Annotated in this window: 14 protein-coding genes, 3 tRNA genes and 2 pseudogenes; 7 read left to right on the plus strand and 12 right to left on the minus strand. The window is 51.7% G+C overall.

Translation table 11 applies throughout. The features are described 5' to 3' along the window. Positions 1-152: 152 nt before the first annotated feature. The gene (locus tag ABEH87_RS06590; protein ID WP_346575039.1) at positions 153-485 is read right to left on the minus strand and encodes a hypothetical protein; all 333 of its coding nucleotides are present in this window, start codon (positions 483-485) and stop codon (positions 153-155) included. Between the two features lie 681 nt (positions 486-1,166). On the opposite strand from ABEH87_RS06590, the gene ABEH87_RS06595 reads away from it, so the two are divergent. The 4 genes and pseudogenes from ABEH87_RS06595 to ABEH87_RS06610 all read left to right on the plus strand — a co-directional run. Continuing rightward, complete coding sequence (locus ABEH87_RS06595) at positions 1,167-1,517, plus strand: type II toxin-antitoxin system RelE/ParE family toxin (RefSeq protein ID WP_346575041.1); 351 nt, start codon at positions 1,167-1,169, stop codon at positions 1,515-1,517. Between the two features lie 2 nt (positions 1,518-1,519). Beyond that, positions 1,520-1,819, plus strand: a complete 300-nt coding sequence (locus tag ABEH87_RS06600) for a helix-turn-helix transcriptional regulator (RefSeq protein ID WP_346575043.1) — start codon at positions 1,520-1,522, stop codon at positions 1,817-1,819. Between the two features lie 181 nt (positions 1,820-2,000). Next, positions 2,001-2,218 (plus strand): annotated as a pseudogene (locus tag ABEH87_RS06605) (IS3 family transposase); the annotation flags it as partial. Beyond that, a pseudogene (locus tag ABEH87_RS06610) lies at positions 2,215-2,349 on the plus strand (integrase); the annotation flags it as partial. The pseudogenes ABEH87_RS06605 and ABEH87_RS06610, both read left to right, overlap by 4 nt. 121 nt (positions 2,350-2,470) lie before the next feature. On the opposite strand, the gene ABEH87_RS06615 reads toward ABEH87_RS06610, so the two are convergent. The 6 genes from ABEH87_RS06615 to uvrY all read right to left on the minus strand — a co-directional run bounded on the left by ABEH87_RS06615 (position 2,471) and on the right by uvrY (position 6,043). Beyond that, positions 2,471-2,556, minus strand: a tRNA-Leu gene (locus ABEH87_RS06615). Positions 2,557-2,568: 12 nt separating this feature from the next. Next, positions 2,569-2,642, minus strand: a tRNA-Cys gene (locus ABEH87_RS06620). Between the two features lie 46 nt (positions 2,643-2,688). Beyond that, positions 2,689-2,764 (minus strand) — tRNA-Gly (locus tag ABEH87_RS06625). A gap of 174 nt (positions 2,765-2,938) precedes the next feature. After that, positions 2,939-3,487, minus strand: a complete 549-nt coding sequence (gene pgsA / locus ABEH87_RS06630) for a CDP-diacylglycerol--glycerol-3-phosphate 3-phosphatidyltransferase (protein ID WP_346575045.1) — start codon at positions 3,485-3,487, stop codon at positions 2,939-2,941. A 71-nt stretch (positions 3,488-3,558) separates the two neighbouring features. After that, a complete protein-coding gene (gene uvrC, locus ABEH87_RS06635) occupies positions 3,559-5,391 on the minus strand; it encodes an excinuclease ABC subunit UvrC (protein ID WP_346575047.1) in 1,833 nt (610 codons plus the stop codon). Beyond that, positions 5,384-6,043, minus strand: coding sequence for a UvrY/SirA/GacA family response regulator transcription factor (uvrY, locus tag ABEH87_RS06640; protein WP_346575049.1), 660 nt, complete (start codon positions 6,041-6,043; stop codon positions 5,384-5,386). The genes uvrC and uvrY overlap by 8 nt, the downstream gene beginning before the upstream one ends. Before the next feature lie 308 nt (positions 6,044-6,351). Between uvrY and ABEH87_RS06645 the strand changes: the two genes are divergently transcribed. Both ABEH87_RS06645 and ABEH87_RS06650 read left to right on the plus strand, forming a co-directional pair. Continuing rightward, on the plus strand, positions 6,352-6,576 hold the full coding sequence (locus ABEH87_RS06645) for a DUF2594 family protein (protein ID WP_346575051.1): 225 nt from the start codon (positions 6,352-6,354) through the stop codon (positions 6,574-6,576). 84 nt (positions 6,577-6,660) lie between these two features. Further along, entirely contained in the window at positions 6,661-7,002 is a 342-nt protein-coding gene (locus tag ABEH87_RS06650; RefSeq protein ID WP_346575053.1) for a GlpM family protein, read from the plus strand. 7 nt (positions 7,003-7,009) lie between these two features. On the opposite strand, the gene ABEH87_RS06655 is transcribed toward ABEH87_RS06650, so the two are convergent. The 3 genes from ABEH87_RS06655 to ABEH87_RS06665 form a co-directional block, all read right to left on the minus strand. Further along, entirely contained in the window at positions 7,010-7,630 is a 621-nt protein-coding gene (locus ABEH87_RS06655) for an autoinducer synthase (protein ID WP_346575055.1), read from the minus strand. 129 nt (positions 7,631-7,759) lie between these two features. Continuing rightward, on the minus strand, positions 7,760-8,482 hold the full coding sequence (gene sdiA / locus ABEH87_RS06660) for a transcriptional regulator SdiA (RefSeq protein ID WP_346575057.1): 723 nt from the start codon (positions 8,480-8,482) through the stop codon (positions 7,760-7,762). A gap of 820 nt (positions 8,483-9,302) precedes the next feature. Further along, positions 9,303-9,980, minus strand: coding sequence for an extensin family protein (locus ABEH87_RS06665; RefSeq protein ID WP_346576168.1), 678 nt, complete (start codon positions 9,978-9,980; stop codon positions 9,303-9,305). Positions 9,981-10,201: 221 nt separating this feature from the next. On the opposite strand from ABEH87_RS06665, the gene cycA reads away from it, so the two are divergent. Further along, positions 10,202-11,596, plus strand: coding sequence for a D-serine/D-alanine/glycine transporter (gene cycA, locus ABEH87_RS06670; protein ID WP_346575059.1), 1,395 nt, complete (start codon positions 10,202-10,204; stop codon positions 11,594-11,596). Between the two features lie 34 nt (positions 11,597-11,630). Here the strand turns inward: cycA and ABEH87_RS06675 are convergent, their stop codons facing one another. Together ABEH87_RS06675 and rutR are read right to left on the minus strand one after the other, a co-directional pair. Then, complete coding sequence (locus ABEH87_RS06675) at positions 11,631-12,611, minus strand: metal-dependent hydrolase (protein ID WP_346575061.1); 981 nt, start codon at positions 12,609-12,611, stop codon at positions 11,631-11,633. 29 nt (positions 12,612-12,640) lie between these two features. Continuing rightward, positions 12,641-13,306 (minus strand): HTH-type transcriptional regulator RutR, encoded by a 666-nt coding sequence (gene rutR, locus ABEH87_RS06680; protein WP_346575063.1) that lies wholly within the window; start codon positions 13,304-13,306, stop codon positions 12,641-12,643. Positions 13,307-13,570 lie beyond the last annotated feature (264 nt).

Genomic DNA, 13,570 nt, shown 5'->3' on the forward strand with positions numbered 1-13,570 from the left:
GCTGGTAACGGTCGACTAAACAAGGATGCATTGGTGGGGCGTGATTATCGCAGAAATGAGTCCGGAGGGGGTGATCCGGCACCAATTACGGGCGTTTAGTGCTCCGGGTAATAAAAAACCGACACGGTAGCCGGGTGGTGATCATCGTAAAATTATTGTCTGGACGTCACTGTCAGAGAAGCATCTTGCTGAGGATGGTTTTCTTCAAATCGCCAGTCATCCAGCATTTTTTCCTTCAGATAATGATTGAACGGTAAGTCAGACATTCCATGACTAAATCTGACGTTCTCTACCCGTCCATCGGCGTTGACATCATAACGAACCTCAGTCTCACCCACTGCTCGCCCGAATATCACGCCATCCTGATTGGAAGACCACTCATATCCGGGGAAGTCGATCGGTATAAACGGTAATTTTTTTCTGGATGTACAGCCAGTTGCCGTAACGATGATGAGGATTAAAATAGTTATATTTATGATTTTCAATGCAGTCCCCTTTATCCAGTGATGAATTTTGCACGTCAACGCCCTGAATTTCAATCACATGAAAAAAGGCAACCGCAGGGGATGCCCTGACGTAACAGTTTATTTTTCTCAAGCCATAGCATCCACAACGATGCCTGTGGCTGACGTTCAACTCACCAAATGACAAGGTATTTTAACAATCTGTAGATACTGATTAATACCAGAATGCCTCCAACAGCCAGACAGAAGCATAAAAACTTCGCTCCCAGGTTAAGACTGAAATCCTTTTTCATACATCCTCCTTTATGATCTGATTTGCCCCATCCGGAGCTTTCAGCGCGTTGACAGACCGCGGCCATGATATCAGCTGTGGTTTATCAGCATGACTCATAAAAAGGACTGAACATTTCCCTGTACTGAAATTTGGCTGGATATTTCACGATGTGCAGGCGTCAGGCGGGGGTTATTTCAGGCACAAAAAACCGCCTTTCGGGGCGGTTACGACATTGCTTACTTGCTTGTTTTTATTCGTTTTAATCGGTACTGATAGATTGAATAGAAATGCATTTAAATCACTGATTTAATATATTTACCAACATAACCAACGCCTGATGTAACGGCACGAATAGACATTTATCTTGATATAATAGCCTACAGGCTATAGCATGAACTATAGCTTATAGGCTATGAGGTAATCACAGGATGTGGGAAGTTCAGACTTCAGAATTGTTTGATTGCTGGTTTGAGGATCAGACGGAAGATTTGCAGGAAGATTTGTTGGCAGGAATGGGCCTTATCGCGATTGATGGTCCCAATCTGGGACGGCCTTTTGTCGATACCGTCCGTGCTTCGAAGTTTAAAAATATGAAAGAATTACGAATTCAGCATAAAGGCGATCCTATCAGAGCATTTTTTGCATTCGATACTCAGCGAACAGCCATAGTTTTATGCGCTGGCGACAAGACCGGGATTAACGAAGGAAAATTTTACTCTGATATGATCAAACAAGCTGATCAAGAATTTCAAAAACATCTCGATAGCCTGGAGAAATAAAAATGGCGACATTGAAAGATATGATGGAGAAACGATCTCCGGCCAGCCAGCAGCGCATCAAAGAGAAAACAGCCGATCTCCTGCTGGCTACCCGCCTTGAGCAGATTAGAGAGGCGGTGGCCACATCACAGACCAGTTTGGCAAAAGCGATGGGTATCGCTCAACCAACGCTCGCAGCGATGGAACAGCGTGGTGCCGAAATTAAGGTCTCTACCCTGAAGCGCTACGTCGAAGCCGTCGGCGGCACACTCAATGTCACCATCAATTTACCCGATGGGAAGCAGGTTGAATTAACAATGTAACACTGGGCAGTGAGAAAGCCGGACAGGTGCCAGAGTATCTGCTCTTAGCTCCTGTTCAGCATTTACATCGTGTAGCCCATGTTGATAAGCAGATAGGAAACGTTCTTATAACCCGGCTGATGGCTGAGAAACAGGAAGTATCAAAAATTGCCTGGAACTAAAGCCATGATACTTACAATATGGCCGACGTATTTGGACGTTCAACGTCGTGGATGATTTTAACCGTGAGGCTCTATTGACCTGAATATTCCGGTGCAGCGCGTTGTGCGGGTTCCGGACAGAATAGAAGCAAACCGTGGATATCCGCTTAAGAAGTGTATGGATAACGGACCGGAACTGATATCACTGGCTCTGGCCCAGTGGGCTGAAGACCACGGCGTGGTGCTGGAATTTATAAAGCAAAAGGTATCTCTGGCCTGTCAGGCAACATTTACAATAAACAGGCGATTTCCGGCCATAAAAATTTTGAGCAGACGGCAAGATACGACCGAAAAATAGCGATAGTTCCGGTTGTTGGTGGGCAGAAGTAGAGGTGAATATTAGGAAGGTATATTAGGAAGAGAAAATTCAGGCACAAAAAAACCGCCTTTCGGGGCGGTTACGACATTGCTTACTGCTTGTTTTTATTCGTTTTAATCGGTACTGATAATATGGTGCCCGGGGTGGGACTTGAACCCACACAGCCATAAGCCGAGGGATTTTAAATCCCTTGTGTCTACCGATTTCACCACCCGGGCTTGGGTGTTAATTGGAGGCGCGTCCCGGAGTCGAACCGAGGTAGACGGATTTGCAATCCGTAGCATGGCCACTCTGCCAACGCGCCTTTTATTCTTTTTGTCACCAGAGAGTACATCCCTGCTAACGTAATCTGGAGCGGGAAACGAGACTCGAACTCGCGACCCCGACCTTGGCAAGGTCGTGCTCTACCAACTGAGCTATTCCCGCATTGCCATCAGCACTCACTCTGTTTTGTCACACTCTGACAGAACTTGCTGATTTGCTTTATCTTCTGGCTGCCTGAGCTGCCTTTCGATGCGTTGCATTCTACTGTTCTGGAGGAATGAGTCAACCAAATTATCCTCACAACGCATCCGTTTGCTGCTTTTTAAGTCGCTTCGATCACCGTTCGAGCAGATCGCCGCGCGCGGAGCTAAGATACTGGAACATTGACCAGAATGTCAGCACGGCTGCAATGTACAAAGCCGCCACGCCAATGCCTTCCACGATAGTGTTCGGGTGCCACAACAGCGCGAACAGCGCCAGCATCTGGGCGGTGGTTTTCACTTTACCAATCCACGAGACGGCGACACTGTTGCGTTTACCAATTTCTGCCATCCACTCGCGCAGAGCGGAAATAATAATCTCGCGGGCAATCATCGTGGCGGCAGGCAGAGTGATCCACCAGGCGTGAAAATACTCAGCCACCAGCACCAGCGCCATGGCAACCATCACTTTATCAGCGACAGGATCAAGGAACGCCCCGAACTGGGTGGTCTGTTTCCAGCGACGGGCAAGGTAGCCATCGAACCAGTCTGTAACCGCGGCGAAGATGAAAATCAGCGCGCAGGCCAGTGGAGCCCATTGAAATGGCAGGTAAAAAGCCAGCACAAAGAACGGGATTAATACTACACGAAACAGGGTAAGTAAGGTCGGAATATTAAATGGCATAATCACGCTAACTGTTTGGACAGAGTAGGATTTGTCCCTATGTTCCTACATTGCTACGGGTGTTGCAATGCTTAGTGTTTCAGCGCATGGAAGATTTTTTCGGCCAGCCCATGCGAGATCCCAGGGACACTGGCGATTTCGTCAACGGAGGCATTCATCAGCGGTTGCAGGCCCCCCATGTATTTGAGCAACATCTGGCGGCGCTTGGGGCCGATGCCTTCGATGGTTTCCAGCGCGCTGGTGTTCTTCACTTTTGCCCGTTTATTGCGGTGACCCGTTATCGCATGATTGTGAGAGTCATCACGAATATGCTGGATAACATGCAGCGCTGGAGAATCGGGCGGCAGGGAGAATCCCTCCCCTTCCGGTTCAAGGAACAGCGTCTCCAGGCCAGCTTTACGATCGCTGCCTTTCGCCACGCCTAACAGTAAGGGGTGATGTTTGTCCCAGGGGACATCCAGCTCCGCAAAGACCTCTTTCGCCTGCGAAAGCTGACCTTTACCCCCGTCAATCAGGATCACATCGGGAACTTTACCCTCTTCCAGGGCCTTACCGTAACGGCGACGCAGCACCTGGTTCATTGCCGCATAGTCATCGCCGGGCGTAATGCCGGTGATATTGTAACGCCGGTATTCGCTGCGCAGCGGCCCGTTGGCATCAAACACCACGCAGGAGGCCACCGTCTGCTCACCCATGGTATGGCTGATATCAAAACATTCCATACGGCGGATTGCGGGCAGCTTCAGCGTCCCGGCCAGCGCGGTCAGCCGCTGATGGATGGTCGAGTGCTGTGCCCGCCGGGTCACTAGCGCCGTTGCGGCATTGGTGCGTGCCAGCTTCAGGTAACGGGCGCGATCTCCGCGTGGCTTACTCTGTATGGCAACACGTCGTCCGGCCAGCTCCGTCAGCGACTCCGCCAGCAGATCTTTTTCCGGCAGCGTAAAGTCCAACAGGATATCGGTGGGCAACGTGCGCGCCTGGCTGCCCTGCAGATAGAACTGACCGACGAAGGTCTGCACGACTTCAGCAAGCTCCGTATCGCTCGGCACCTTAGGGAAGTAACTGCGGCTGCCAAGCACTTTGCCCTGGCGGATAAACAATACGTGCAGGCAGGCCATGCCGGACTCAAATGCCACGCCGATTACGTCAAGATCATCGCCCTGATTGGAGACAAACTGTTTTTCCGTCACACGGCGTACGGCCTGAATTTGATCGCGCAGACGCGCGGCCTCTTCAAAGCGTAAATCCTGGCTGGCCTGCTCCATACGGGCAACCAGCTGGTTGAGTACCTGATCGTCTTTCCCGGAAAGAAATAGCCGCACGTAATCGATCTGGCGCGCATATTCCTCTTCTGAAACCAGGCCTTCTACACAGGGACCGAGGCAGCGGCCAATCTGGTATTGCAGACACGGGCGCGAGCGATTGCGGTAGACGCTGTTTTCACACTGACGCACCGGAAACACTTTTTGCAGCAGCGACAACGTTTCGCGTACCGCGTAACCATTGGGGAAAGGGCCGAAATACTCCCCTTTGGCATGTTTCGCACCGCGATGGCTGGCCAGGCGCGGATGAGTATCTGCGCTGAGAAAGATGTAAGGGTAGGATTTATCGTCACGCAGCAGCACGTTGTAGCGCGGCTGGTAGAGTTTGATGTAGTTGTGTTCCAGCAGCAGTGCTTCGGTTTCCGTATGGGTAACCGTCACATCAATCTGACAGATCAGCGCCACCAGCGCTTCCGTTTTACGGCTGGCCAGATTACCGCGGAAATAGCTGGAAAGACGTTTTTTAAGATCTTTTGCTTTGCCGACGTAGATTACCGTTCCGCCCGCATCATACATCCGATAAACACCGGGCTGGCTGGTAACAGTTTTCAGGAAACTTTTTGCATCAAACGGTTCATTCACTACTGATCAACGGCTCCGCACTGTACAGGCCATGACGAATGGCCAGATGCGTTAATTCTACGTCACCGCTGATGTTCAGCTTGCTGAACATACGGTAGCGATAGCTGTTAACGGTTTTAGGACTCAGATTGAGCTGTTCGGAAATTTCCGTCACTTTCTGACCTTTGGTGATCATCAGCATAATCTGCAATTCGCGTTCCGACAAACAGCTGAACGGTGATTCGGCCTTTTGCGGCTCAATCTGGCTTAGCGCCATCTGCTGGGCAATATCAGACGCAATATAGCGCTGGCCTGCATTAACGCAACGAATCGCGCTGACCACTTCCTGAGGTGCAGCCCCTTTACTGAGGTAGCCGGATGCCCCTGCCTGCATGACTTTCGCCGGCAGTGGGTTTTCAGTGTGAATCGTCAGCATGATGATTTTACAGTCCGGGGTATAGCGAATGATTTTGCGCGTGGCCTCAAGCCCGCCAATTCCCGGCATGTTCATATCCATCAGCACCACGTCGGCACTGTGAGTACGACACCACTTAACGGCATCCTCCCCGCAGTTCGCTTCACCAACAACCTGAATACCTTTGATATCCTCCAGGATGCGACGAATACCTGCGCGTACCAGCTCGTGATCATCAACTAGAAAAACGCTTATCAAACGAAGCTCCCTAAGTGGCTAAGGCAGGTGACGAAAGTGACAATAGCAGGCCGCTTATGTTACTACTTTTCACTGACGGTTAGAACATAAATAATAACCAGATTTTGGCCGCTTCGCCTGTTATCAGCCGCATTTAGCAGACCCACTGACCGTTAAAACACGATGCAGAAACCAGGGGGATTGTACCCGGTAACCGGTTAGCGCGCGTGGTGATTTCTTCACAGTGTTATATGTTATACTTTCAATCACTTTCTAGTGTTCGCAGCAACCACGATGAGCACTATTTTCAAATACTATCGGGAGAGATCATGAGCGAAATTGACTTTTCAACCAGCGAAGAAGCGCAGGCACTGGCCAATGAAGTGACCTGTATGAAGGCTCTGGTGACACTGATGCTGAAAGGGATGGGTCAGGCCGATGCCGGTAAAGTGATCATCAAGATGGAGCGTTACATCGCCGATCTGGAAGACCAGAAGCAGGCAGACGTTTTCAGCAATACGGTGAAGCAGATCAAATACGCGTACCGCCAGTAACCCCCCTGCTGCCTCAACGTTAAGGTCGATTGCTTTTTCAGTCGTTTTATTACAACGTAGTGTTTTCACTCACTGAACAAAGCAATGGCCTTACTTTTCAAAGCACTACTCGGGGCAATCGTCGTGGTGCTGATTGGCATCCTGTCGAAAACACGGCATTACTATCTCGCCGGGTTAATCCCGCTGTTCCCTACTTTCGCCCTGATAGCCCACTATATTGTCGCCAGCGAGCGTGGCATCGACGCATTACGCACCACCATCATTTTCGGGATGTGGGCAATCGTGCCTTACTTCATCTATCTGCTGGGGCTTTGGTATTTTATTACGATAATGCGGCTGCCGCTGGCGTTGCTGGCAGCCGTTTTATGCTGGAGCGCGGCAGCATGGGTGCTGATCGCGCTGTGGTCAAAGTGGCACGGGCAGTGACCTGCCGTTAACGTGGCCCCCAGGTGCCAGACACCCCCAGGGTAGGCAGCACTTCTTCCGGCCGGAAGCGACGCGCACCGTGGAACTTTTCCGCCAGGTTCTCCTGCCTGACCGGTATCTTAACGGCAAACAGATTGTCTTCTGACTGGATGATCCCTGGCGTAAGCGGATCGTAATAGACCTGATGCTGTTCAAACATCTGTTCCAGCATTGGGGTTGCCGCGCTGTACAGATACTGTATGCCGGACTGTTCGGCCAGTTGCACCGCATGCCATAAGATATTGAGCGGCAGTTCCGCGTCAATTTCCAGTCGGGCAGAAAAGCGCGACATTTCCCAGACTGCGTGACCCTCGATACGGCCGTTGTCGCCGCCGGAGGCCGCACGACTGTTGTCAGGGTCGTGCCAGGCCATCAGGCGCGCACAGCCGCAGATACCGAACTTAGCGGTCCAGGCTATCAGCCAGATAACATCCGAACGATCGTAGCGGTCATACTCCTGGCCCGGCGTACTGAGACGTGACGGAATCGACCATCCTTCGCCCCTGGCGAAGACGCTGTAACGGTAACTCCCCAACTCTGCCAGTAACGAGGATGGCATGTCCTTCAGCTTGGTCTGAATAATCTTCATTTGTGATCCCCTGTCGCATTCCCTCGTGAGCGCCGCTCCTGCCGGTTCGGGCAGTGTTGTTACCCTGGGCGCAGGGTAGACAACCCGTTAATAATTCGAAACTACCAAATCTGGTAGTTGCATCCTCTTTCAGATTAAACCGATTGCTGCTGCATAAGAGGCAATTTGCGTTTTATTTGGTGCGTTAAATCGTTTTTGCATGTTTTTTTGGTGGAAATTAACGGTATTTTCAGAAATTGTGAGAATCAGTGATATTTCAGCGGATGTCTTTCCCTCCGCCGTCCATTTGAGAATCTCCAGCTCTCGTTCACTTAATTCCAGTCTGGTCGCAGTCATCGAAATATCATCCATCTCGATCAGCGCGGCAAGAGCCAGTTCCGAAATATACTGGAGTTTAAGTTCAATTTCCGTCGTTAACACTATAATTTTTTTCGGATCCGCGACTGACAGCGATAATATTCCTACGGACCTGTTTTTCGCCATCACCGAGCAGGAGACGCCATCAAAGATGCCGTGTTCTCTGGCCGCGTTAAGAACCCGCTGACCGCTGCAACCGGGCTCATCGCGCCACTGCCACACGACTCCCGGCGAACAGCATTTTTTCAAAACCGGGTCACTCAGCGTAAAGTCTTCCTGCAAATAATATTCAACCCATTTTTTGGGGTAATTACAGTAAAAAAAAGTCTTCGGTCGGGTGAACGGTACTGGATGTCGAATAAACAAAGCATAAAAATCGAATTCCAGCTCTTTAGCCTGCTGCTCAATCACTCTGGTAATATGTGCCACTTCGCTTCCCTGACCAAAAGCTAATTGAATCCTGGTTCGCCAACTGAAATAGTTCTCAGATGTCATTAACGCCTCTGCCGGGCAAGGGGCAAATACCCTGCCTGATTATAATTGTGCTGGTGAATACGGCAGCAAAAAATCTAATTCCCCGGCGTCATCTTTAAGTGTCAGAAAGCGTTTTTCTGCTCAGACACCTGCGTGATAAATCATTAAAAAGAGCCAGAAAAATAAGCATGAAAACCATCATCTGCCTTTAATATTCATCACAATCATTCGCTTTACACGCCGTTAACAAGATACAACGATTTAACACTTCCCTCACCACACCGGCTTAGAATAGGATTTTTCCTATAAACATTCAATAATTTTGACCCATTAGTTTACGGGTTTATGCACAATAGTTTTACAGTGTCACTCTTCTTCTCTCTCATGGCCTGCCCGTCCCTGCGCACTCCATGAAAAAACAACAGTATGATATTAAAGAACATTATTACGCCTGAAGCGTCATTTGAGTTTCTTACAATATATTAATCCTGATTTATGAACATCAGATAAGTCCACATTAAAGGAAAGGGATTGTCAGCACTGTGGTCGGTCAGTCCCCCAATCTTTTCATCTACATACCAGCACCGCGCTTCAGCACGGTGGGCAGCAGGGGATAACATGGGATTGGGTAATGAACAGGAGGACTAAATGGCGGCACTTTCAGATGTTTCCATGATTATTGACCGCCGCGGTTAAAATGGGCGCTTCTGCTTCACCGCAGGTCAGGACGGAGATAATCCTGTCGCCGTTGAATAAAGCGGAACAGATATTTCGTAATGAGGGACCGGAATAGCTTTCCGGGCCGGAGATAATTGAGTGGAATGTCCTGATACCCGATTTTTTAACGGCAAATTCCGAAACTGCGCATGCCAAAGTGAAAATGGTTAGCATGCGCCGCATTATATTCCGGCCCCAGCGCCGTTCCAAACAGCCTACAGCTACGGGCAAAAACAGCCTGTAGCCAGCGGGCACGCGCATCGTCCCCCTTCCAGTGATTCAGCACGCTGATGCGCATTCCGTTTTGCAAACGGAAACCACTCAGATCCCAGGCTTCAGCCGTGGCGTGTTCGCTTAAACGGCCTTCTGCACGATGGTAAATATTGCGGCAGGCGTAGCTGCCAAAGTGATCGATACGGGTCAGCGGTGACCCCAGTTCACTGGCAGCCAGAGGTTTAAGCGTCTGTGTAACCAGCATCGTGCTGCTGACCGCCAGCGCGCAGCTGCTGAGAAAAGAGCTGCTGAGTGAAACATCACCAAACCGCGTAATGCGTACCGGATCCACCAGCGGGCAGCGGCCCTGCTGGTTACCGGGTCGGGTAAAGCTGATATAACCGGCTGTCTGCGCCTGCTGCAGTACCGCAAGACAGGCTTCGGGGTCAGCATTCAGGCGCTTCAGCTTGTAACGGGTGACCACGGTCGGTGCATCCGTCACCGACAGCGGCGTGAAGGGATTCCACTGTGCGGGTAATTTGGGCAGTAAGACCTTCCACACTCCCCAGCACACCGCCACCGCTGCCATCAGCAGGATTAATCGTCTCATCTCTCTCCTGTCAGTTTAAGCGACAAAATTGACGCCGGGTTTTTAAGCAAGTGATGCACACTTAACGCAGTTTAGCTGCAATTTTGCTTTATCCGCCGGAATTTTGCGTTAAGCTCTTGATCGCATTACACCGGACAACATCACTGACATCAAAAGCCAACAGAGCTTTCACATCATCACCACAGGACAGGAAACCCGTAATGGTTGATCAATCTAAAGAGGTTATCGCCCGCGCCGAAGAGCCGGTCACGCTCCAGCGGAATTTGCATAATCGTCATATTCAGCTCATCGCTATTGGCGGAGCTATCGGTACTGGTCTGTTTATGGGATCGGGAAAAACCATCAGCCTCGCCGGCCCATCGATCATCTTCGTTTATATGATCATCGGGTTTATGCTGTTCTTCGTGATGCGTGCCATGGGCGAACTGCTGCTTTCCAATCTTGAATATAAATCGTTCAGCGATTTTGCCGCCGACCTGCTGGGGCCGTGGGCAGGTTATTTCACCGGCTGGACCTACTGGTTCTGCTGGGTGGTGACCGGCATCGCTGACGTGGTGGCTATCAGTTCCTATTTTCAGCTCTGGTTCCCGGGCTTCTCGATATGGATGAGCGCCCTGCTGTGTATTGTGGTGTTCCTGGCGCTGAATATTGCCACGGTAAAGCTGTTTGGTGAGATGGAATTCTGGTTCGCGATTATTAAGATCGTCGCCATTGTGGCGCTGATTGCTACCGGGATTGTACTGGTCGCCATGCACTATCCATCGCCGGGCGGCGGGACGGCCTCTCTGAATAATATCTGGGGTCACGGCGGTATGTTCCCGAAAGGGCTGAGCGGCTTCTTTGCCGGTTTCCAGATTGCTGTTTTTGCCTTTGTCGGCATCGAACTGGTAGGGACGGCAGCGGCCGAGACGCATAACCCAAGAACCGTGCTGCCCCGTGCCATTAACGCGATTCCGCTGCGTATTATCATGTTCTACGTGCTGTCGCTGATGGTGATTATGGCGGTCACTCCGTGGGATCAGGTGGTCGCCGATCGCAGTCCGTTCGTTGAAATGTTTGTGCTGATTGGGTTACCGGCTGCGGCCAGTATCGTCAACTTTGTGGTGCTGACCTCGGCGGCATCGTCGGCGAACAGCGGTATCTTTTCTACCAGCCGTATGCTGTTCGGCCTGGCGCAGCAGGGCGTGGCGCACCGCAGCTTTGGCCGGCTTTCCCGTCGTGCGGTACCGACGACCGGGCTGTTCTTCTCCTGCCTGTGTCTGCTGGGCGGTGTGGCGCTGATCTACCTGATCCCGAATGTGATGACGGTGTTCACGCTGGTTACCACGGTGTCGGCCATTCTGTTTATGTTTGTCTGGACGATTATCCTCTGTTCCTACCTGGCTTATCGCAGGAAGTACCCTGAACGCCACGCTGAATCGACTTACAAGATGCCGCTGGGCAAGTTCATGTGCTGGGTGTGTATGGCCTTCTTCGCGTTTGTTCTGGTGCTGCTAACTCTGGAAGAAGACACGCGTCAGGCACTGATGGTGACGCCGCTGTGGTTTATTCTGCTGGCAGCAGGCTGGTTCCTGCGCAAACGCAAAACTGCGTAATGAAAAACGGGTCAGTCACCTCTGACCCGCTCAGTTAAAAGCGCGACCACAGTTTATGCAGCGCCTGCCCCAGCGGCGGGCGCTGAACGGCTAACCGCTCTGGTTTGAACGGCCCGTCTTTCAGCGGCTCAGGCCCGAGGTCAAAGGTGAAGCTGTAGTGAGGCTCCTCCCCCATCCGCAGGTCGGTAATGGTGATATGTTCCCCCACCCGTTTCATGGCGTAAAAACCACGACTAAACCAGGCGACACGCTGCACGTACCAGTTGCTGTTGAACTGCTGATACAGCGCCCTGCCATTGGCATGCGTGGTCAACGCCAGCGGTTTGTCCGCATTCAGTAGCGAATAAAACCCTTCCTGATAGCTGTCTGCCGTCATGGCCACCACCCGCCACTGCAGCGTATTAAATGCCGTCGGGGTCACCAGTATCTGCTGCACATCATCACTCTGCTGTACCAGCTGCTGTTTCACCTGATGAGTCACCCACGCCTGAGCTGCCATGCTCCACACCAGATAGAGGCAGCTCAGGGTTAAACCCACCCGGTTCCAGCGCAGGCCACGCGCCTGTCGCCACGCCAGTGCGCCGGCCAGCCCCACCAGCAGCGGTAGCGTGTACAGCGGGTCAATAATAAACATACTGCCAATGGCGAAGGGGCGGTCGGTGAAAGGCAGTGCCAGCTGCGTACCGTACACGGTGGTCAGGTCAAGCAACGGGTGGGTAATCAGCGCCAGCCACACGGCCATCCACCAGCGGGCAAAGGTCTGCGGCGGGCGATACAGGCGGGAGATCAGCCAGGCCAGCAGCGGTGACACCAGCGTCAGCCAGAACAGCGCATGACTTTCGGTGCGGTGCAGCGTCATATTGCGGATGGCGTCACCGTGATCGATGAGCACATCCAGGTCAGGTAGCGTGCCGCAGATGCCCCCCACGGCAGCCGCCTGCCACACCGGAACTTTTCGGCCCATGACGGCAACCGCGACCGATGCCCCAAGAACCAGCTGTGAAACGGAATCCATCTTCGCTCCCTGTTTGCCACTACTGTGAGTTAGCGTACGCGGATGCCTTCAATCACCATGCGCTGCACGTTTTCGACTGTCTGGTTAAAGAAGCTCTCATCGCTCAGCGTCTGCCCGGTAATCGCCTCCACCTGAGTGGCAAAATCCGCGTAGTGCTGAGTGGTGGCCCACAGCATAAAGATCAGATGATTAGGCTGCACGGCAGCCAGTTTTCCCTGCAGGACCCAGGTTTCAATCACTGTCGCTTTATCCTCTACCAGATGACGCAGGTCCCCGGCCAGTTCGGCTTTTAACAGCGGAGCACCCTGCAACATTTCCATGCAGAACAGGCGCGAAGCCTGGGGATGGTCGCGGGATACTTCCAGTTTCAGGCGAATGTAATCACGGATGGCTTCGAGCGGATGCTGGTCGTGACGTAAGGCGCGCAGCGGTGCCAGCCAGACATCAAGCAGATCTTTCAGCACGGCAATATAGAGTTCTTCTTTCGAGGGAAAGTAGTAAAGCAGATTGGTTTTAGAGACATCGGCACGTTCAGCGACTTTATCCAGGCTGGTGCCGTGAATACCAAACTGCGAGAAAAACTCCAGTGCCGCGGCAAGAATAGCGGAACGCTTTGCTGCCACCGCGCGCGAGCGTCGCGTCGGGGCTTTTGCCGGTAACTTGTCTGTAGAATTCACCGTGACTCCATGATCCATGTGGGTTGCGGGGATAATAGCAAAAGCGCCCACGCATACCTACTCACCGTTCTGCACTTTTATTGACCATCGCTGCCTGCTTTCCGTGCAGGCTTTTTGACCAAATGGTCTGAAACGGACCATCTACTCCAGCCGCATGTTACACAAAGAAAAGCAAATATCTGTTTTAAATGACATTTCTCAAAGTGGCACAGCCTTTGCAATCCTGAATACAGCGCCGCTTCAAAGGACAGTGCAGGAGGCACCGCAGCGCCGGGATTCAAT

Origin of the sequence: Erwinia sp. Eh17-17 (genome assembly GCF_039675725.1) — a bacterium.
Taxonomy (GTDB): domain Bacteria; phylum Pseudomonadota; class Gammaproteobacteria; order Enterobacterales; family Enterobacteriaceae; genus Erwinia.

Excerpts from the sequence above, each read along its gene's own strand:
- ABEH87_RS06595 (WP_346575041.1), top strand. The coding sequence starts at position 1,167 with ATGTGGGAAGTTCAGACTTCAGAATTGTTTGATTGCTGGTTTGAGGAT.
- ABEH87_RS06600 (WP_346575043.1), top strand. The coding sequence starts at position 1,520 with ATGGCGACATTGAAAGATATGATGGAGAAACGATCTCCGGCCAGCCAG.
- pgsA (WP_346575045.1), bottom strand. The coding sequence starts at position 3,487 with ATGCCATTTAATATTCCGACCTTACTTACCCTGTTTCGTGTAGTATTA.
- ABEH87_RS06645 (WP_346575051.1), top strand. The coding sequence starts at position 6,352 with ATGAGCGAAATTGACTTTTCAACCAGCGAAGAAGCGCAGGCACTGGCC.
- ABEH87_RS06650 (WP_346575053.1), top strand. The coding sequence starts at position 6,661 with ATGGCCTTACTTTTCAAAGCACTACTCGGGGCAATCGTCGTGGTGCTG.
- ABEH87_RS06655 (WP_346575055.1), bottom strand. The coding sequence starts at position 7,630 with ATGAAGATTATTCAGACCAAGCTGAAGGACATGCCATCCTCGTTACTG.
- sdiA (WP_346575057.1), bottom strand. The coding sequence starts at position 8,482 with ATGACATCTGAGAACTATTTCAGTTGGCGAACCAGGATTCAATTAGCT.
- ABEH87_RS06665 (WP_346576168.1), bottom strand. The coding sequence starts at position 9,980 with ATGGCAGCGGTGGCGGTGTGCTGGGGAGTGTGGAAGGTCTTACTGCCC.
- cycA (WP_346575059.1), top strand. The coding sequence starts at position 10,202 with ATGGTTGATCAATCTAAAGAGGTTATCGCCCGCGCCGAAGAGCCGGTC.
- ABEH87_RS06675 (WP_346575061.1), bottom strand. The coding sequence starts at position 12,611 with ATGGATTCCGTTTCACAGCTGGTTCTTGGGGCATCGGTCGCGGTTGCC.
- rutR (WP_346575063.1), bottom strand. The coding sequence starts at position 13,306 with ATGGATCATGGAGTCACGGTGAATTCTACAGACAAGTTACCGGCAAAA.